The 20,977-nt window shown below is 47.8% G+C and carries 18 protein-coding genes; 16 read left to right on the top strand and 2 right to left on the bottom strand.

The genetic code is table 11. The features are described 5' to 3' along the window. The 4 genes from NTW12_07325 to NTW12_07310 all read left to right on the top strand — a co-directional run. A partial coding sequence (locus NTW12_07325; protein MCX5846154.1) for a hypothetical protein occupies window positions 1–232 on the top strand: 232 nt, incomplete at its 5' end. A 51-nt stretch (window positions 233–283) separates the two neighbouring features. Continuing rightward, window positions 284–475: a hypothetical protein gene (locus NTW12_07320; protein ID MCX5846153.1), complete on the top strand. Its 192-nt coding sequence runs from the start codon at window positions 284–286 to the stop codon at window positions 473–475. A 9-nt stretch (window positions 476–484) separates the two neighbouring features. Continuing rightward, complete coding sequence (locus NTW12_07315) at window positions 485–1,453, top strand: hypothetical protein (GenBank protein ID MCX5846152.1); 969 nt, start codon at window positions 485–487, stop codon at window positions 1,451–1,453. Window positions 1,454–1,736: 283 nt separating this feature from the next. Beyond that, complete coding sequence (locus tag NTW12_07310) at window positions 1,737–2,774, top strand: thioredoxin domain-containing protein (GenBank protein ID MCX5846151.1); 1,038 nt, start codon at window positions 1,737–1,739, stop codon at window positions 2,772–2,774. A 58-nt stretch (window positions 2,775–2,832) separates the two neighbouring features. On the opposite strand, the gene mutM is transcribed toward NTW12_07310, so the two are convergent. Beyond that, complete coding sequence (mutM, locus tag NTW12_07305; protein MCX5846150.1) at window positions 2,833–3,612, bottom strand: bifunctional DNA-formamidopyrimidine glycosylase/DNA-(apurinic or apyrimidinic site) lyase; 780 nt, start codon at window positions 3,610–3,612, stop codon at window positions 2,833–2,835. 185 nt (window positions 3,613–3,797) lie between these two features. On the opposite strand from mutM, the gene NTW12_07300 reads away from it, so the two are divergent. From NTW12_07300 to NTW12_07275, 6 genes are all read left to right on the top strand, one after another. Beyond that, complete coding sequence (locus NTW12_07300; GenBank protein ID MCX5846149.1) at window positions 3,798–5,108, top strand: KamA family radical SAM protein; 1,311 nt, start codon at window positions 3,798–3,800, stop codon at window positions 5,106–5,108. 9 nt (window positions 5,109–5,117) lie between these two features. Continuing rightward, window positions 5,118–6,185 carry a D-alanine--D-alanine ligase gene (locus NTW12_07295; GenBank protein ID MCX5846148.1) on the top strand — a complete coding sequence of 356 codons (1,068 nt, stop codon included), beginning with the start codon at window positions 5,118–5,120 and terminating at the stop codon, window positions 6,183–6,185. A 3-nt stretch (window positions 6,186–6,188) separates the two neighbouring features. Continuing rightward, window positions 6,189–7,169, top strand: a complete 981-nt coding sequence (locus NTW12_07290; GenBank protein ID MCX5846147.1) for a D-alanine--D-alanine ligase — start codon at window positions 6,189–6,191, stop codon at window positions 7,167–7,169. A gap of 30 nt (window positions 7,170–7,199) precedes the next feature. Next, complete coding sequence (locus NTW12_07285; GenBank protein ID MCX5846146.1) at window positions 7,200–7,721, top strand: GNAT family N-acetyltransferase; 522 nt, start codon at window positions 7,200–7,202, stop codon at window positions 7,719–7,721. A 141-nt stretch (window positions 7,722–7,862) separates the two neighbouring features. Further along, window positions 7,863–8,483 (top strand): DUF47 family protein, encoded by a 621-nt coding sequence (locus NTW12_07280; GenBank protein MCX5846145.1) that lies wholly within the window; start codon window positions 7,863–7,865, stop codon window positions 8,481–8,483. A gap of 20 nt (window positions 8,484–8,503) precedes the next feature. Beyond that, a complete protein-coding gene (locus NTW12_07275) occupies window positions 8,504–9,502 on the top strand; it encodes an inorganic phosphate transporter (protein MCX5846144.1) in 999 nt (332 codons plus the stop codon). Between the two features lie 56 nt (window positions 9,503–9,558). On the opposite strand, the gene NTW12_07270 is transcribed toward NTW12_07275, so the two are convergent. Continuing rightward, window positions 9,559–10,608 carry an AI-2E family transporter gene (locus NTW12_07270; GenBank protein MCX5846143.1) on the bottom strand — a complete coding sequence of 350 codons (1,050 nt, stop codon included), beginning with the start codon at window positions 10,606–10,608 and terminating at the stop codon, window positions 9,559–9,561. Window positions 10,609–10,828: 220 nt separating this feature from the next. On the opposite strand from NTW12_07270, the gene murI reads away from it, so the two are divergent. The 6 genes from murI to NTW12_07240 all read left to right on the top strand — a co-directional run. After that, window positions 10,829–11,635, top strand: coding sequence for a glutamate racemase (gene murI, locus NTW12_07265; GenBank protein ID MCX5846142.1), 807 nt, complete (start codon window positions 10,829–10,831; stop codon window positions 11,633–11,635). Between the two features lie 195 nt (window positions 11,636–11,830). Further along, complete coding sequence (locus NTW12_07260) at window positions 11,831–15,103, top strand: N-6 DNA methylase (protein ID MCX5846141.1); 3,273 nt, start codon at window positions 11,831–11,833, stop codon at window positions 15,101–15,103. A gap of 15 nt (window positions 15,104–15,118) precedes the next feature. Then, window positions 15,119–16,615 (top strand): FAD-dependent thymidylate synthase, encoded by a 1,497-nt coding sequence (locus tag NTW12_07255; GenBank protein ID MCX5846140.1) that lies wholly within the window; start codon window positions 15,119–15,121, stop codon window positions 16,613–16,615. 15 nt (window positions 16,616–16,630) lie between these two features. Next, complete coding sequence (gene dinB, locus NTW12_07250; protein ID MCX5846139.1) at window positions 16,631–17,665, top strand: DNA polymerase IV; 1,035 nt, start codon at window positions 16,631–16,633, stop codon at window positions 17,663–17,665. A 271-nt stretch (window positions 17,666–17,936) separates the two neighbouring features. Continuing rightward, the gene (locus NTW12_07245) at window positions 17,937–20,243 is read left to right on the top strand and encodes a caspase family protein (GenBank protein ID MCX5846138.1); all 2,307 of its coding nucleotides are present in this window, start codon (window positions 17,937–17,939) and stop codon (window positions 20,241–20,243) included. Window positions 20,244–20,451: 208 nt separating this feature from the next. Next, the coding region (locus NTW12_07240; GenBank protein ID MCX5846137.1) for a hypothetical protein at window positions 20,452–20,977 on the top strand (526 nt) is incomplete at its 3' end.

The following is a 20,977-nucleotide window of genomic DNA, read 5'->3' as shown; positions in this document are numbered from 1 at the left end:
ATCTGAGGATGTGGCTCTGGTTGCCCATATCGTCGTTATGGATCAGATGTTGAGTAAGGTTGATGAGATTGCCGCTCAGATCCGGAACATGCTTCTTTCGCGTTTTACAATCGACCATCCTGTTCTGCAATTCGAGACACGGGCATGCGAAGCAACAGGGCTCATTTGTTGCCCTATGAACAACAATTCTCATGAAGCGACGAGAAAGAAGCCACGTGATATGTCTTCTTAATAGCATGTGCCTTCGTGGAAAATATCGATTGAATAAGAATGGGGAATGAATATGCAATCAACAAAGAGACAGGATACATTAAGCATCGTACCAAGAGGCATACAAAAGTTTCTCACAGCATTTGCCGTAATCCTTTTCGCCTTTACCATATGTCCGCGGACAGATGCATATGCCGATCCCGTCCAATTGACGATCGTTCAGAGCAGCAATATGAACGGACACCTCTTCCCCTGCCCTACATGAGGAAACAAGGTGCTGGGCGGTCTGGCCCGGCGAGTATCCTTCGTGGAAAAGCTGAAAGGTGAGGGAAAGCCGGTTCTGGTCGTCGATTCCGGACACCTTTTTACAGATGCCAGTACAGGTATTGACCACACGCAATCCCTCATAAAGGCACGGCTGATCAGTCGTGCGTACAAACGCATGGGAGTCGCCGCCATCAATGTAGGTGATTGGGAACTGATGCAGGGCATGGCATTCTTACGCGAGGAGGCTTCCCGGGGACTTCCCCTGATCTCCGCCAATTTGGTGGACCAATCGCGCGGAGCACCGATTTTCAAACCGTATATCATCAAAAAAATCAATAAAACCAGAATCGCATTCTTCGGTCTGCTTTCGCCGGATATCAATCCGACAATCCGGAAGGCGGCAGGGGGAGAAATCCTGGTGAAAGACCCGGTCGAAACGGCGCGGGAAATGCTTAAGAAACTTCACAATAGAGCGGATGTCATCATACTGCTCTCCGACCTTGGCGCAGACAGGGAACGGGAGGTTGTCAAGGCAGCCTCCGGGATTCATTTTGTCTTGGGAGGACACGAAGGCCGGTATATCCATTCATCTGCATGGGAAGGGCAGACGCCCGTTCTTGAATCTTACAAAAATGGAATGTATGCAGGCAAACTGCAACTTAGTTTCGTTAATCTCGCCTCACCTTTCCATGATGAAGGACGGGAAGACCAGATAAAACAGCAGATTCAAAACCTGGAGTTTCGTCTCAAAAACCTCAAAGAATCCCGGAATAACCACCAAAAACAGTCTCTGGATAACGCCATTCAGAATATCAATAAGCAGAGGGAATCCCTCCGGGACGAGCTGAAACGCTCCAGGGCATCGCTGTCCGGTGGTAACCGATTTCTCTGGACATTGGTACCTTTGGATAAATCACATCCGGAAGATAGGGAGGTTTCCGCGTGGATCCGGAAGGCCGGAATCGAAAAAGACTAAGGAGCTGTCACGTAATAACTGTTGCGTTAAGGCGCTCAGATTTGGGTCAGATTTGACTGATCTGATTGAGCAAAACCGTAGGAATAGCAGCGCTATTTCGAGGATTTTGCGATTGAGGATCGGGCAAAGATGACCTAAAGATGAGATGCATGAATGTAATAGTTATTACGTGACAGCTCCTAAGCAAAGAGAATTACAAATTACACCCTTGATTGTACTGGGGAGAATTGCTAGAGTTACTCTGCATTGCCAAAATATATTGCTGAATCTTAAAGTCCTCACATTGAATATAACTGAAAAAATAAAAGAATACCGAAATGCCCTGACGATATTCTTAGCGGTAACAGGTATCGGAATTATCGCATTCTACAAGGTGTGCGATACGTCCTGCACTTATCTGCAGGGAGATCTCCTGGGAATTGACCTGACATATATGGGTATCGGCTACATGCTCATTATCATATCGCTTGCCGCATGCAGGCAAATGGCGTATGTCCGTGTTCTGTTAGCGTCAGGGATCGGTGTTGAGGCGTATCTCGTCTTCTTTCAGTTCAAAGAAGATGTTTTTTGCCCCTATTGCCTGGCGTTTGCATCCATAATCATTATGGCATTCATTCTCAACCATGAAAGACCACTTGTACAGGAGTTCAGCATGTTGAAACGGATCATCTACGGACTTGGAGAAGCAGAACTTTCCCCCGCTGCCAAAGTGAGGGTACCGCTTCTTGTTTTCGTTCTCTTGGGTTATATTTTTATCGTCCTGACATTTTCCGGTTCGGCTACGCCTGCGTACGGCGCCGAAAAATCAATAGTTCCTTCTTATGGTTCCGGAAAATACGAGATGATTATCTTTACGGATTACTTCTGCCCGCCGTGCCAGACCCTGGAGGCTGAGATTGATCCCGCACTCAATGAATTCCTATCCAGGGGAGGTGTGAGAGTAACCTTCGTCGATCTCCCTGTCCATAAAGAAACGCATCTGTACGCAAAATATTTCCTGTATGCAGCCAAGGCGGGACGGGGTTATAAGAACGTCCTCAACGCAAGGAGAGTCCTGTTTTCCCTTGCGAAAAATCGTGCCGCTTCGAGTGAAGATGAACTCAAAAAAGCGCTCAAGGCACAGGGTGTTCCCTTCACGCCGTATAATCTCAAGCCAGTGTATCCGGAACTCAATAAGATCATCGAAACACACAAGGCAAAATCAACACCGACCTGTATCATCAAATACTCGAATGCTGATATCCGCAAATACACCGGTATATTTGAAATTCAAAACGGTCTGGCGATGTTGCGTGCAACCCTCGGGACAGCCAAGCGATAAAGTGAAGACGGTTATTCACCCTTTACCGTGCTCACCATGAATCCTTTCCCTCCGGCATTTACTTCTGACAGGAGGGACAAAAATAAGTCCCTCTGCCGCTCAGGCGCGACCGCTCTATAATGCCATGACAGCGAAGGCAGAGAAGTCCTTCACGGTCATAAACTTTCAATTCATGCTGATACTCACCTTTTTTGCCAAACAGGTCACGCCAGTCGGATACCGTCGTACCTCGGCAGGCTATGGCTCTACTCAGGATGTCTTTCGCTGCCGCTGTAATCCTCGCCAATTCCTGTTGCGACACATCACATACGCGCCGCCAGGGATTTATTGATGCTTCATGGAGTATCTCGCAGGCATAAATGTTTCCTATGCCGGCAATTATTCGTTGATCCATCAGGAATGATTTCACGGGAAGTTTTTTCGTCCGGGCGATCTCCCAGAGCTGAAAGTCAGGACACTCCTGCAATGGATCGTTGATTAAAGCTTTACACCTCATACCGTTCTGGAGGGTTAGTGTGGCAAATCTCCGCGGATCGATACAAAGAAGTCTGCCCCGGGGAAATACCATGATAAAGCGGGTATGAGGAGGCAACGTCGGTTGACCACTCTGCCACTCAAGTCTCCCCGTCATGCGAAGATGGAGAAGAAGCCTGGTATTATCATCAAGCTTTATCTCCACGGCCTTTCCCTGACGAATCACGGAGGTAATTTTCTTCCCGGCCAGTCCACCCACAGTCCCCAGTCTGGAATCAAGTATATCAATGCCAAGGATCTGTTTATTGAGAATTACCGGCTTCAATTGGCGGCATAATGTTTCTACTTCGGGAAGCTCTGGCATATACCTTCTCTAATCAAGGATTTGCTGCATTCTAATGTCTGGCTTTTTCATGTCAAGAAAAATAAATTTTAAGCGAAAAAATTATTGACAAGCATTTACAAAAAGAGTACAGCCGATTATATAATTCACGAAATTTAAAAGGGGAAAAGTCATTAGCATACCTGTATAAAAAGGAGGAGAACACTATGGAAAGCGAGGCCCTTTTCACCGAGGAGGCGGAGCCTCCTGGTAATGTAGCCGGTCTTGTTGGTATTGAAAATTACGCAAACGACTTTTTAAATTCATATAACACCCTCCTTGCCCCTTCCGTTGTTAAGACAAAGGGGGTCCAGTATCTTTTCCGTTTTAAAGAAAGTCCCCGATCCCGGGCTTTTCGGAAGCGTTTCTTTCCGGAAATAACGTCTCTTGAATGGGGTAACTGGCACTGGCAATACAGCAACCGCATAAGGGACGTCGAGACGCTATCACAATTCATATGGCTCTCAGAAGACGAACGGAACGCTATGGACCATCAGGCGGGCTCACTGCCTGTGGCAATCACACCCTATTACTTAAGCCTTCTTGACGAATTTGACCCGTATCAACCGCTGCGACGCATGGTGGTGCCTGTAACCGATGAACGTAACCGCACAGCAGTGGAAGCCGATGACCCGTTAGGAGAAGAGCATGACTCCCCTGTTCCGGGAATAGTACATCGCTACCCGGATCGTGTCCTTTTCCTTGTGACGGATACCTGTTCAACCTACTGCCGGTATTGCACACGCTCACGCATGGTTGGCAGTCACGGAAAGCCTCTGTCAAGCACTGATTCCTGGGAAGGTGCAATCGATTACATTACAGCAAATCCTCAGATTCGTGATGTGCTGTTATCCGGCGGCGATCCACTGACGCTTTCCGATGAAAAGCTGGAATGGCTTTTAGCCCGCTTAAGAAAAATTCCCCACATCGAAATTCTGCGTATCGGCACCAAGGTTCCCGTTGTAATGCCTCAGAGGATAACGCCGAAACTCACCTGCATGTTAAAGCGCTTCCACCCCCTGTGGATAAGTATCCACCTGAACCACCCGGATGAATTAACGACTGAAATGAATCAGGCTTGCATTCGCCTTGCCAATGCAGGTATACCGCTCGGCAGCCAGACGGTCCTGCTCCACAAGATAAATGACGATGTAGAGACCATGAAGCTGCTGTTTCTCGGTCTGCTTAAAGTGCGGGTCAAACCTTATTATCTCTATCAGTGTGACCCGATTCCCGGATCGTCTCATTTTCGCACACCAATAAAGTCTGGACTTGATATTATTGAGGGTCTGCGCGGCCATACGACCGGCTATGCAGTACCGACTTACGTCATCGACGCTCCAGGGGGCGGCGGCAAAATCCCTCTCCTGCCAGAATATGTTATTGGTCGGGACGGCAACGATCTGATGCTGAGAAACTATGAGGGAAATATCTATCGTTACCCGGACTGCCGGTTATCGCAAAAAGACAACATGTAAGGTATCGCTGTGAAAACCGGGATTACATACGACCTTCGCGACGATTATCTTGCCGAAGGGTATAATGACGAAGAAACGGCAGAATTTGACCGGGCAGACACGATAGACGCCATTGAGCAGACATTACAGGATTTAGGATACCTGACCGATCGTATCGGCAACATTAAGTCTCTTGTCAAAAGGCTCTCATCCGGTGACAGATGGGATATCGTCTTTAACATTGCCGAAGGCATAGAGGGGCTTGGTCGCGAAGCGCAGGTGCCTGCCATCCTTGATGCCTACAATATCCCTTACACCTTTTCCGATCCCCTTATTCTTTCCCTGACTCTTCATAAAGGCATGACCAAGCATGTTATTCGTGGCCTTGGCATCCTAACCCCGGATTTTGCTGTCGTTGAAGGCGAAGACGACATAGAGAAAATTACGCTTCCCTTTCCTCTCTTCGCCAAACCTGTTGCAGAGGGCACCAGCAAGGGCATTACCGCTGCCTCAAAGATAACCTCACGGGAACAACTCTTCCATGTGTGCCGGAATCTTTTATTTACACTCCGGCAACCTGTTCTTGTCGAGCGGTTCCTTCCCGGCCGGGAGTTCACAATAGGTATTGTCGGTACAGGGCATGATGCCGTCGCACTCGGGGTTATGGAAGTCCACCTCAAAGAAAACGCTGAGAAAGATGTCTATTCCTACGTAAACAAAGAGAACTGTGAGGAGCTTGTGGAATATCGCCTGGTCAATGACTCAATGGCTCAACTGGCGCAGGAAACATCTCTTGCCGCATGGCGGGGCCTTGGCTGCCGGGATGCGGGCAGAGTTGATCTCCGTGCCGATGCGGAGGGAATACCACATTTTATGGAAGTTAATCCATTAGCCGGCTTGCATCCGGAACATTCTGACCTTCCTATAATCTGTAACCTTGCGGGTATTCCCTATCACGAGCTCATTACTATGATTATGGATTCGGCACTAAAGCGTCTGCAGGGCAAAAATCCGAATTCGCACACGGTTCGATCAACCCTTCTCGACCCTCATCTTGCCTGCCTTGCCAATTGTAATAACAGAGAGACACCACGCTAATCCATGAATGTTGTTGTGCTGCACGGTGAAATTCAGCAAGAGGCAGGCAGTGATGAGAAGGACGCCCTCATTCAGGCCGATGTTGTATCGTCGGCTCTCATGAATCTGGGATATAAACCCGTCATCATTCCCCTTTCACTGAACTTCACAAAAACGACCGAGCAACTCAAGGAAATAAAGCCGGTTTTCGTTTTCAACCTTGTGGAAACGATAGCGGGCCAGGGAAGTCTGATACACATCGCCCCTTCAATTTTGGATTTTTTGAGAATCCCTTACACCGGCGCAGGCACAGAGGCCACATTTCTCACTTCGAACAAGGTTCTCGCCAAAAAGCTCCTCCATGCCGCGGGCATTGCAACGCCCCCATGTTTTTTACCCGATGAGCATTACAAAGGTCCCTTTATCGAAGGCATATACATCATTAAAGCCGTATGGGAACATGCCTCCGCATGGCTCCATGAGGATTCTATTATCTTCGCACAGGATCTCTATCAACTCCGCAAAGCCATACTCTCCCAACAGGAAAATCTTGGCGTGAAGTGCTTTGCAGAGGTGTTTGTTGAGGGAAGAGAATTCAATCTTTCCCTCCTTGCGGGTGATGCAGGGCCGGAGGTCCTTCCCCCTTCCGAGATTCGGTTTGACGATTTTCCGCCGGGCAAGGCCAGGGTAGTAGACTACCGCTCCAAATGGGTGGAAGACTCCTTTGAATATCAACATACACCACGGTCTTTTGATTTTCCGCAGGAGGATGAACCGTTGCTTCACCGACTGACGGATTTAGCTCTGCAGTGCTGGCGTGTGTTCGGTCTGCGGGGATACGCGAGAATCGATTTCCGGATCGATAAAACAGGCCTTCCCTGGGTGCTGGAGGTAAATACAAATCCATGCCTGTCTCCGGATGGGGGATTTGCTGCTGCTGTGGCGCAAGCTGGATTGAGCTTTAACCGGACAATTGAACGGATTATAAAAGATGCCTGCATATAGGCAGGCGTGACGCCTCTCCTGACTATAACTATGAAAAGTAAAGAAATCATATATCGTGAAGACGTAAGGCCCTCAGACAGAGACCATGTTCGACACTTAGTCGAGTCCTCCGGGTTTTTTTCGCAAAAAGAAATTGGCATTGCTGTGGAACTCGTTGAAGAACGGCTGTCAAACGGCGCCCGGAGCGGTTACTTTTTTCTGTTTGCCGAATGGGAGGGAAATATCACAGGTTATACCTGTTTTGGGCCCATACCGGATACCCCGTACAGTTATGACCTCTACTGGATAGTTGTCCACAATAATTTTCGCCGATCGGGTATCGGAAAAGCGCTGCTGGCACGTACTGAAAACCTGATTGAAAAACAGGGGGGAAGATTGATTTATATCGACACCTCCTCCCGGGATCAGTACAGGACGACACGAATGTTCTATTCCCGATGCGGTTATCTGAAAGATGCATTTATGAAAGATTTTTACAATCCTGGAGATAGTAAAATCACCTATGTCAAAGATATTCATTCCGAATCACTTGCTGAAAACTCATTAAGGTAATCCATGGCCAAAACATATTGCTTTTTGGGTAATAATCCGGTAGATAACATGCGCTCGCCGGATGAGCATTGAAAGACATATCAACACTATTCCTTTTATTAACGGCTCTTACATAATAAATCGTTATGGAGGGTATATCCTATGCGATTCTTTCCCAAAGAAGAAAAATTTTTCGATCTTTTTGAAGAACTCATCAATAAAATCGAAGAGGGGGGCAAGATGTTTCTGGAAATGGTTGAAACGTATGAATATCCCCCTCAGAAGATAGCCAAACTTAAAGAACTGGAACATGAGGCGGATGTCATCACGCACAGAACCTATGAAAAGATGCACAAGACATTCCTCACCCCCTTGGATCGTGAGGACATTTATGCCCTGGTCAATAAGATGGACAGCATCATGGACATGACTGAAGCTGCAGCGGCCAGGATGCATCTCTATAAGGTAAAAAAGCCCACCAAGGTAATCATCGATCAGTCGAAGATTTTAATTTTGGCTATCGAGAAGGTGAAACTCATAGTCCATGCCATGAGAGACATGAAAAATTCCAAGATGATCATGGAGGCATGCGTGGAAATCAACACGCTCGAAAACGAAGGCGACATTGTCCTGAGATCGGCGATGGTCGATCTCTTCGAACATGAAAAAGATGCCGTCGAATTGATAAAATGGAAGGAAATATTTGAACGCATTGAAGAAGCCATCGATGTATGCGAGGATGTTTCCAACATTGTGGAAGGCATCGTTCTGAAACATGCCTGAAGGCCTCTAACGAAATCATTATGCCTGATTCATTCGCTTTTGTTGTTTTTCTCATTCTGGTCGCCCTGTTTTTTGATTTTCTCAACGGCTTCCACGATTCCGCCAACGCGATTTCGACCGTTGTCTCGACAAGGGTTCTTTCTCCTAAATATGCCGTCATCTGGGCGGCATTCTTCGAGTTTGCCGCTGTCTTTTTTGTCGGTGTGCAGGTCGCCAATACCATAGGCACCGGCATCATTAATCCGGCCATTGTAGACAATCTACTCATCCTTTCCGCTCTGAGCGGCGCCATTATCTGGAACATCATTACCTGGCATTTCGGGCTGCCCAGCAGTTCCTCTCATGCCCTTATCGGCGGCCTTATCGGTGCAGGCATCGTTGAAGGAGGAACCAGTGTCCTGGTCTGGAGCGGTATCATAAAAACGGCCATATTTATTGTGCTGTCCCCTGTCATTGGTTTAATCCTCGGATTGGCCATGATGATTTTAGTGCTTAACCTCAGCCGGAAATCTACCGTCGGAGGATCAGACAAGATTTTCCGAAAACTACAGCTTGTTTCGTGCGCAGTCTACAGCATGGGCCATGGTACGAACGACGCACAGAAAACAATGGGGATCATTGCCCTTATTCTTTACAGTCATGGTTACCTCGGATCAACCTTTTACATTCCCTTCTGGGTAATTATCTCATGTTACACTGTCATCTCCCTGGGGATCATGTCCGGAGGGTGGCGTATCGTCAAGACCATGGGTACTAAGATTACGAAACTCCGGCCCATGGGCGGGTTTTGCGCGGAAACCGCGGCAGCTATCTCCATCATTGGGGCATCCATCGCCGGCATTCCCGTGAGTACAACTCATACGATTACAGGTGCCATTGTAGGGGTTGGCTCAACAAAAAGGCTTACCGCCGTTCGCTGGGGGGTTGCGGGAAATATTGTATGGGCGTGGATCTTGACAATCCCCATGGCGGCCCTGATATCCGCCTTGTTCCATATCGTTACACACAGCATACGGTGATGAGGAAAGATAAGAAATCCCCTGACAGTTCCATCAGTCTTCAGAAATCCTCTTATCTAATCAATAGATACGGCATCCCTGAACTGGTCGTACATCGCCCAGATTGCGAGGAGCAGGGAAGTAATGATGGGGCCGATAACAAAGCCGGAAAACCCGAACAACGAAAGTCCCCCAAGAGTTGACAAGAAAATCAATAAAGGATGCATCTGCACATCTCTGCCAAGCAGTATGGGACGCAGGAGGTTGTCCACCACGCTGATCACGAAAACACCGAAAGCCAGAATAAGCATTCCTTTCCATAAAGGTCCCGTCAACAGCATTATCACACCGGCAGGAATCCAGACAATAGAGCAACCAACAACAGGGACAATAGAAAAAAGTATCATTACGACACCCCACATGAGCGCCCCTTCAATGCCGGTGACCCAGAAAATAAGTCCTCCCAGTGACCCCTGAATGCCTCCGATAATCATTGTCACCTTCAACGTGGCCCTTGCCGTCGCAACAAAACGTTCATAGAGAACCTTTTCTCTTTCCTGCCCCAGGGACAAAACCCGCATAGCCATTCTTAAGAACGTATCCCCATCGCGAATAAAGAAAAACAATGTATAGAGCATGACTGCGAACTGAACAACAAAAACAAGGGTATTTTGCGTGACTGCTTTCAGTTGGACAAAAATATAGTTGGAAATACCTCTGGCGATTTCAGAAAACTTTTCGGTCCAGAATTTTTCATCGATATGCAAACGGGCCACGTATGGATTATCTTTCACTGCACCCGTGATACTCTTGACAATGTTTTCGATAGTACCGCCATCGGTACTGTGGGATTCGTATACACGCATAGACTCGGAAAACAGCAAACTTCCCATGATGCTGCCCGGCAGGATTATGATGAAAGCAATCAACAGAAATATGATAACGGCGCACAAACCGGGTCGATTCAACTTCCCATTGAGCCGTTCATAGAGAGGCCTGAAAATGCTGGCAATTACCGCCGCCCAGAAAATTGGAGAAAAAAACGGGGTGAGGAGATAGAGAAACAGGAAAGAAACGATGACCAGAAACGTAAAGAAAAGGACATTCTGGACTTTTGAAGTATGCATTGAACTTCCTATACAAAGAATATTCGTTTATCAGCAATAGCGCTTTGTGGATAAATATCCTATTTGCCGGATCATTTCAACAGAAAGCTTTGTGAACGTAAGCGTATCCCGCAAATCCGCCGCTGAAAGCGGATAGCTTTATAAACCTCACTTCTTGACTTTGATTTTTTGCAAGGTTGTGTTAAATAGAGCATTCTTTCCGTAATAAAAAGGAGTTCCCATGCAACCCACATCCAGCCATCCCATCGGCGTGTTTGATTCCGGTATCGGCGGACTCACTGTTGTTCGCGCTATGATGGAGCGTCTGCCTTTCGAAAATATCATCTATTTCGGTGACACAGCCAGGGTACCCTACGGTGTGAAATCTCCGGAAACGATTACCCGATACGCCGCAGAGATCACAAAATTTTTGCTGCAAAGGGAGGTCAAACTGCTCATCGTAGCCTGCAATACCATGGCGGCTGTCGCATCCGACACCGTTAAGAATCTTTCTCCTGTTCCCGTTTTAGACGTCATCGATGCCGGCGCCCGTACCGCTGTTGCCGAAACAAGAAGTAAACATATCGGTGTCATTGGCACCCCGGCAACCATAAACAGTAATGCCTATGCTCGTGCCATTCACCAGCATGACCCGGATATTCGGATATTTTCACAGGCGTGCCCCTTATTTGTACCGCTGGTTGAAGAAGGATGGTGGAATCACCCGGTCACCCGGCTTACTGCCCAGGAATACCTGAGACCGGTCCTGGCGGAGCATGTGGATACCCTCGTTCTGGGGTGTACGCACTACCCCTTGATCAAACCGCTCCTCCAGGAGATTGTGGGCCCCGATATCAAACTTGTGGATTCCGCTGAGGCTATGGCAGATATCACGGCGAATCTCTTAAGCAGCAAATATCTCGGAAACCAGGAGCGCACGCTGCCGACATATCAGTTTTTTGTCACCGACGTGCCTTATCACTTCCAGACGATCGGCGAAGGCTTCCTGGGACGGACCCTCTCCCATGTGGAACTTGTCAAGTGGTAATAAAAGAAACGATCAAGCACAACTGTTGATATTAATGCCTTGCTGTACGAATTGAATTGGAGAAATTAGCTAAAATTTTGTTAAAACTAATTAAAAAATTGAGGCAAGAGCTAACTAACTGATTGAAATAACGAATATTTAAATTAAGTTAAAATAAAGGAATAATTACATTTTTAATTACAATTATTTTACATTATGACTATCGTATCCACATATCTTAAAAATATTGAAAAATCTCTGGCGACCGGCAATGCTACAGAACATTCTTATCGTCCTGCACTGAAGGAGTTCATTGAATCTCTTGCCGAAGATATAGAAGCCACCAACGAACCCAAGCGTGAACAATGCGGTGCACCTGACTTCATTATTACCAAAGGCAAGACGCCAATCGGCTACATAGAAACCAAAGATATCGGTAAACCCCTCGATATCATTGAACGAGACGAACAGCTAATGCGTTATCGGAAAAGACTGGGCAATCTCATCCTGACGGACTATCTGGAATTTCGCTGGTATGTTCAGGGGGAACATCGCCTGACAGCCCGCCTCGCGAAGGTAGACCTGAGCGGCAAGATAAAAGCTGTAAAAGATAGCGATCAACAGATCGTGGATTTGCTGACAGAGTTTCTCCGCAATAGAATGCAGATGGTCAGCAACCCGAAGGAGTTGGCTGTCCGCATGGCGGCACTGGCGCAGCTCATCCGCGACACAATCCGGCAAGCCTTTACCGATGAGGATGGCGGAGGAGAACTTCATAAGCAGATGGAAGGTTTTCGCAGGGTTCTTCTTCATGACTTGACACAGGAGCAGTTTGCAGACATGTATGCGCAAACTATCTGCTACGGTCTTTTTGCCGCCCGCTGCAACGTCAGGATAAAACCGGGGGTCCACTTCATCCGGGAACATGCCGCCTTCGATCTCCCCAAAACAAATCCATTTCTCCGCAAGATGTTCAGCCATATTGCCGGGCCTGACCTGGATGACCGTATCGCCTGGATTGTCGATGATTTGACTAACCTGTTGGATCATACCGACATGGAAGGGATTCTCAAGGATTTTGGAAAGCGGACCCGTCAGGAAGATCCCCTTATCCATTTCTACGAAACTTTCCTTGCCGCCTACGATCCGAAAATGCGTCAGACCCGCGGCGTCTACTATACTCCCGAACCTGTGGTCTCCTACATTGTCCGCAGTGTGGACCATATTTTGAAAACGGACTTTAATCTTCCGACCGGCCTTGCCGATGCCGGCAAGATTACGATCTCAAATCCAGTAACGGGAAAAGCACAGGAGATTCATCGGGTGTTGATCCTTGATCCCGCCGCAGGAACGGGGACTTTCCTTCACGGGGTCATCGATCAGATCTATGATCAAATTCAGAGATCGGGACAGAAGGGCGCCTGGGGCGGTGAAAAGGGGTATGTTGCCCAGCATCTTCTCCCGCGGATTTTCGGGTTTGAACTTCTCATGGCGCCTTATGCCGTGGCCCACATGAAACTCGGCCTGCAACTTACCGAATTCGGTTATGATTTTAGCGCAAATGAACGTCTGCACGTCTACCTGACCAATACCCTGGAGGAAGCCTACAAGATCAGCGACATGCCTCTCTTCACCAAGTGGCTCGTCGAAGAGGCCAACGCCGCCGGCGTGGTCAAACAGGAGGCGCCTGTGATGGTCATCCTGGGAAATCCGCCGTATTCCTACGAATCCGTTAACACCGGTGAGTGGATTACTAATCTGATTCAGGACTATTATTCAGTGGATGGTCAGCCCCTCGGTGAGCGAAATCCGAAAGGACTCCAGGACGATTACGTGAAGTTCATTCGCTTCGCCCAGTGGCGTATCGAAAAGACCGGTTACGGCGTCATGGCTTTGATTACCAATCACGGTTATTTAGACAATCCGACCTTCAGGGGGATGCGCCGGAGTTTGATGAAGACTTTTGGCGATATTTATATTCTTGACCTGCATGGTAACAGCAAAAAGAAGGAGCGCTGCCCTGACGGTTCGAAAGACGAAAACGTCTTCGACATCCAGCAGGGCGTAGCCATCGGGATCTTTGTGAAAAAGTATAAGCCTGAAGACCTCTCTCCCCGTATCCGCCATGCCCACCTCTGGGGAATCCGCGAAGTTTATGAAAACACCCCGGACGGACGGAAACTCTCCGGCGGCAAGTACCACTGGCTATGGGAAAACGACATTCAGTCAACGACCTGGGAACCCCTGACGCCCCAGCCGCCGTTTTATCTTTTTGTGCCGCAGGATACGGCTTTGCTGCCAGAATACGAACGGGGATGGAAGGTTACGGATATCATGTCGGTCCACTCAGTGGGAATAGTAACTTCACGGGATCACTTGACCGTGCACATGACCTCCCAAGAAGCAAAAGAAAAACTACATCGGTTTATTTCATTATCACCTGAAGCAGCTCGTCAGGAATTGGACCTTGGCGAAGATTCACGAGATTGGCAAATAGCACTGGCCCAATCTGACTTGAAGCAGACCGGACTATCAGATAGTTATTTGATCAGAATTTCCTATCGCCCTTTTGATGATCGTTTCACCTTCTATACCGGCCATTCGAGGGGATTTCACAGTATGCCCCGGCCAGCCGTCATGAATCAGATGCTTGACAATAATATGGCCCTTTTAACGAGCCGAATGACGAAGGGTGAATCATTCGCCCATGTCTATTTGACAAAATTTCCGTCGGAAAAAATTCTTCTTTCTCCCAAAACATCAAATAACAGTTTTCATTTCCCCCTTTATCTCTACAGCGAATCTGGGACTTCATTGTTTAAAACAGATACTCCTGGTGGACGCCGCTCTAATCTTGCCCCGGCGTTTATCGAGGACTTTGCCACACGTCTGGGTATGACCTTTGTTCCCAACGGCAAGGGAGACCGGCAGCAGACCTTCGGCCCGGAGGATATCTTTTTCTACATGTATGCTGTTTTGCATTCGCCGACATATCGGAGCCGCTATGCCGAGTTTCTCAAGATCGACTTCCCCCGCCTGCCGCTTACGTCAAACAGTGACTTGTTCCGCGCCTTATGCAAAATCGGTGAAGACCTGGTGGCCTTACACCTGATGGAAAAGCAGATTCCTTTGATTACAGGCTATCCCGTTGCCGGGGATAGCACCGTCGAGACCGTACGCTACACGGAATCATCCCCCTCCCTCGATCCCTCCCACCAGGGGAGGGAAGATAATGGTCGGCAAGGAGCGGGACGTGTCTGGATCAACAAGTCACAATATTTCGATGGCGTCCCGCCTGAAGTATGGAATTTCCATATCGGCGGTTACCAGGTATGCCAGAAATGGCTCAAAGATCGCAAGGGTCGCCAACTGACCTATGACGACATCACTCATTATCAGCGCATTGTTGCAACCCTTGCGGAAACTATCAGTCTTATGGCTGCTATTGACGAGACCATTAATAGTCACGGTGGTTGGCCCATCGTGTGAAAAGAGTTTCGAAAAATGAAGATCATCCTTGCCGGCTACAATCTGGATTTTGAAACGATACGGGAATTTCAGGAATTGCGCCCCGAGGCGCAGTACTTTACACCGGAGACGATCTCTGCCGCCTACGCCCGGATCAGCCGGAGCCCAAAACCGGTTGATGAACTCCGGGCGATTGCACGGCAGGAGGTGGAAAAGGCGCGTCAGTCCAACCGCAATATCGTATTCGAAATGGGGCACAGCTCTATCGCCGAACATGCCGTTTTCAACATCGATATCATCGGCGTCTCCCGGCTTCTGGTTGAAGAGATTGAAAAATTCCGGCTCTGCGCATATACGGAAAAATCGCAGCGGTATGTCCTGCTCAAAGACGACTTTGTCATTCACGAAGAGATTCGAGAGGCCAATCTGGAAGAGATTTTTGTCAGTACCATCCGGGAACAAAATCGTCTTTACCATGAGCTGTATGAGAAGCTGAGACCTTATGTCTTTGAAAAGCACAGAGACCTGGCAGCCGACCCGGCAAATCGTTCGATGCTTGAAGGCTGGGCAAAGGAAGACGCCCGCTACATCATTTCACTTGCCACCGAGACACAGTTGGGGATGACCCTCAATGCCAGAAACCTGGAACTGATGCTCCGCCGCCTCGCCGCCCATCCGCTGGCCGAGGCACAGGAATATAGTCGTAAACTTTACGAGGCAACGAAGGACATTGCCCCCTCACTTATCCGTTATACCGAGGCCACCGACTTCGACCGTTTGACGAGACAGACTTTGAAGGAAAGGGTTAAAACATTGAGGGAGAGAATGCAGCAAGAAGATCAAGCAACTCCCGGCAGGTTTGATGGAGATACAGTATCCCTTATCCATACACCATCAAACGCGGACGACAGAATCGTGGCCTCACTGATCCACTCTTCATCGAGTCTTCCGATGTCACGGTGCCTGCAGATCGTTTCTTCAATGGACGGAAGCGAAAAAGAAGGGCTTATTAAAACAGCGTTGCAGCATATGAAATCCTTCGATTCGGTCCTGCGGGAATTCGAAAACGTCGATCTCCATTTTGAACTGACTATCAGCGCGAGTTGTTTTGCCCAGGTGAAACGACACCGTATGGCAACCATTACCTCTCAGGATTACGATCCGGCCCTGGGGGTAACGATACCGCCTGCCGTATCGGAAATCGGTATGGACAAAACCTTTATGGAGATCATCACCCGAACCGAAAGGACATACGACCAGCTTAAAAAGTCCTCCCCTCAGGCAGCCGGCTATATTCTCACGAACGCCCATCGCAAGCGGGTTTCCATGAAGATCAATGCACGGGAACTATATCATATCGCACGCCTTAGGGCAGACGAGCACGCCCAGTGGGATATCAGGGAGACGGCAGAGCAGATGGTAAAACGGGGAAAGAAGGCGATGCCGCTCACATTGATGCTGGCAACCGGCAAGGACAGCTTTGCCTCCCTCCATAATAAGACCTTTGCCGGCGAAACCGGCTATGGGAAATAACCAAAATAATGAACCTTGAGACGAATTATCCACATTGATATGGACGCCTTTTTTGCCGCTGTGGAGCAGAAAAGGCGTCCCGAGTTAATCGGTAAGCCCGTGGTAATCGGAGGCAGCGGGGACCCCACCAAGAGAGGGGTCGCAGCAACCGCCTCGTATGAGGCAAGGAAGTTCGGCATCCATTCCGCCATGCCCTTGAAGACGGCTTATAAACTCTGCCCCCATGCCGTTTTCCTTCCCGTTGATATGGAAGCATATTCAAGGGAATCCGAAAGGATCAAGAATATCCTCCGGAGATTCACGCCCCTCATCGAAGATGTAGGAATTGATGAGGCATTTCTTGATATCTCCGGGATCGACAAACCCTCAGAAGAAATCGCGAAAGAAATCAAACGTCAGATTAACGATGAGACAAAGCTGACCTGTTCTATCGGTGTTGCCCCCAATAAGCTCCTGGCAAAAATCGCCTCGGACATGGAGAAACCGGATGGCCTCACCATAATATTACCTGATGAAAGAGAGCACATCCTGCAGCCGTTACCCGTCAGGAAACTCTGGGGGATCGGACCAAAAACAGAAACATATCTCAAGGACATGGGCACGGAAACAATAGGAGCGCTCGCCTCTCTATCCCTCGATACGCTGGTTGATAAATTTGGCTCATCGTATGGAAATTATCTCTATCATGCCTCCAGGGGAATAGACGACAGTCCCCTGGTTACGCACTGGGAACCAAAATCCATAAGCAGGGAAACAACTTTCCAGAAGGATGTCGCCAACTGGCAATTTATCGCGAAAACACTTGCAGAACTGACGCGGGAAGTTGTGACAGACATGAAAGAAAACGGCTTCAAAGCCAGAACCGTTACCGTCAAGATCCGGTTCAGCGATTTCGAAACCCTGACCCGGGCGCATACCCTTCCCCAGTCAACGGATGCGGAAGGGGAAATACGAAAAGCGGCTTTCGCCTGCCTCAAGAGAGTCGAACTTAAAAAGAAGGTACGGCTCGTAGGAGTCAGGGCAAGCCATCTGGAAAGAAAGGGAACATAAACAAAATCGGTTCATCCGGTTGATACGTACTTCCTGAAAGCAGTAAATCGTCAACCTCGCTGAAAATGCAAGACTTCAATTAGTTATCAATGATGTGATTTCCTCAAAATTATGATATTGATGAGCACTCCTATGTGGGGACATGGGGCCAACGGATACATGGTTGAAATCTTGTGGCGACGCCGGAAACCAGACGTCTAACTGAGAAAACAAACCTCAACCTGTAATATTGGAAGAAACCGGTCTACACGATTCAAATAGAGGTGGGTATATGATGGCTTATCGAAAAATATTGATAGTGTGTTTTGCAATTTTTCTTTCTTCCTGCGCGGCAACGCCGATCCTTACCGGAAAAGGTGACATGTCCCGGGAAATTAAACAAAAAGCTCCGATTGTGCGTAAAGTTGATATCTCTCCGGATGGCCGGTATGTTTTATCGGGCAGCTTGGACTCTTTTATCCTCTGGGACATTATGCAAGGGAAAAAAATTCAAACTTTCACTCATGAAGATTTTATGGGTCAAGGAATTATGGTCGCTTTTTCGCCTGACGGAAAACATTTTGCATCCGGCGGCAAAGGGACAATACTTTGGGATTTAGCCACAAGACAAGAAATAATGACATTTAATAATGATAAAGCTGCCTCTATAGCTTTTTCTCCAGACGGAAAATATTTTTTATGTGGAAGCCCTGGTCCTCTTCCTGTGTTTTCGAAACCTAAACCAACCATGAAAATCTATGATGTAGCAACAGGAGGGGAAATTATAGATTTTAAAACACAACCTACACGCGCATACGAGTTTTGGGTTGTTGCCTATTCTCCGGATGGCAAATATGTCTTATCCGGCGGAACTGACAAAATGATTTTATGGGATACATCGTTGGGGAATTCTATAAGAACAGTGAAAGTCAATGGCGTTATAAGAGCTGTTTCTTTTTCTCCAGATGGTGAATATGCCCTGTCCGGCGGAACTGATAATACCGTCAGATTGTGGAATGCGAAAAATTTAACACAAATAAAGAAATTCGTTGGTCACGAAGGTATTTGGTCCGTAGCTTTTTCGCCGGATGGCAAATATGTCTTATCAGGGGGCATTGATGGCAATATAAAAATCTGGGAGTTAGCATCAGGATCTCAATGGAAAATTCTTGCTGGACATACCGGTGTGTCCAGCATTGAGCTGGGCGTTTCGGCTAAATTCTTCCCCAATGGCAAGTATGTAATATCCGCGGGAGACGCTTCTACAAGAATATGGGATGTATCCACTGGAGAAGAAGTTGCTTCCATGATTGCTTTTGAAGACGGAGAATGGATTATTACAACAGCAAATGGTTATTACAACTCCTCTCCTAAGGGCGATCAGTATCTTAGCGTTAAAGTCAGAGGTAAAGATTATACCATCGAGCAGTTGCGGGAAAGTTTCTACCGCCCCGACCTTGTTAATCTCGCGCTTTCTGGCGGATCTTTGAAGGAACTCAAAAACGTGGCGGATGTAAAACCGCCTCCGGTTGTCGCGATAGTTGATACGCCCAGAAGTATTGATAAAAGTGATGCTGCTATTACCCTAAAAATTACCGATGCCGGTGGCGGGATTGGCGATATACGGCTCTATCTCAATGGCTCCGCAGTTATGCTGGACAGCACAAGAGGCGTAAAAATTGTTGCGTCTAATCAGAACGAAATCCATAAGACATATAAACTAAAACTTTCCAGTGGTTTAAACTCCATACGGGCTATCGCCTTTAATGCCGATAATACTATGCAAAGCACGGACGCCATTTATGAAATAACAGCATCATTTAAATCAATCGGCAGACCGTCTCTTTATGCTCTGGTCATTGGCATCAACGAATACAAGAATCCCAAGCTCCAGCTTAATTACGCCGTCGCCGATGCGGCGCTGTTTGCAAATACCCTTAAGAAGGGCGCTTCGCCTCTTTTTGAGAAAGTAGAAGTAAAAAAGCTTTCATCCAAAGAAGAGACGACAAGGGAAAACATTTTAAAAGAACTTAAGGCTATGCAGTCTTTAAATCCTGATGACTTGTTTGTCTTATATGTGGCGAGCCATGGCACAGTTGACGACGGAGAATATTTTCTTATCACCTCGAATGTAGGATCAACGCGGACAGAGAGACTCAAGACCGACGCAATTGGTCAGTCGGTATTCAAGGAACTTATCAGTAATATCCCTGCCACAAAAAAGCTGATCATCATCGATACATGCAATGCAGGGGCTTTGGGTGAGGCAATTCAGGTGGCGATGCTGACAAGAGGTATGAGTGAGGACACGGCGATGAAGATCTTGAGCCGGGCGGTGGGCTCTACCATTCTTTCGGCATCTACTTCTCTTCAGGAAGCACTGGAGGGCTATCAGGGTCATGGATTGTTTACTTACGTGCTGGCAGAAGGATTGCAAGGAAAAGCCGACAAGGGCAATACGGGTTATGTGAAGACGACAGAGCTTGCGGATTATGTGGACAATGAAGTGCCTACCCTGGCGGAGAAGATATTCAAGAAAGCACAGTATCCCACGATATCAATAAGCGGGCAGGCCTTCCCGATAGGAAAGGTGAGGTAAAGCGGAGTACGTATATCTTCCTGTAATGTTGTTTTTTGAATTTCTATTCTTGATGCAACAATTCAATCGGTGATCTTTAAACCCGCTTGTTAAGGATTCCATTGACACACAAGACCGCTTTTCTTATACTCCCTACAAAAGAAAGGAAATTCTGATCAAATTCTTATTCCCACTCAGCAAAAAAGGAAATTCTTGTCAAAAAAAATTGATGAGGATGATTTCCATAGTGGTTTTTTCTTTCGGTCTTTTATTCACTGCTCCGCTGAACAATCGAGGGGTTTTCGCTGAGGAGATCCACCTGCTGGGCGGCGTCGTTCAGGAGGAGGACTCTCGGGACCGATCCTATTCCTGGGCCGTTAAATATTTGCATGACCTGAACGAACACTGGGCCGTGAGTTTTTCGTGGCTCAACGAAGGCCATTTTGAACATCATCATCGCGACGGCCACACACTGCAGCTCTGGGCGCGCACCAAACCTTTGGGAGAAAGGGTTGTGCTCGTGGCCGGAATCGGCCCTTACCGATATTACGACACGCAGTTGGCCAGAGAAGGGGTCTCCTATGTGGATTCCCACGGCTGGGGTGCGATTGCCAGCCTGTCCGCCACCTGGCATTTGGATAACCGCTGGCTTTTCTCAGTGAATTCAAATGTCATTGAAACATCCCGGAGCATCGACTCCTTTGCGGTATTGGCAGGAATCGGATATCAGCTTGAAGCCCCCCGCTCGCCGGATC

It is taken from the genome of Deltaproteobacteria bacterium, from assembly GCA_026388545.1.
GTDB lineage: Bacteria > Desulfobacterota > Syntrophia > Syntrophales > UBA2185 > JAPLJS01.
The sequence above is the reverse complement of the archived record's forward strand: the minus strand, read 5'-3'. Positions and strand labels throughout refer to the sequence as shown.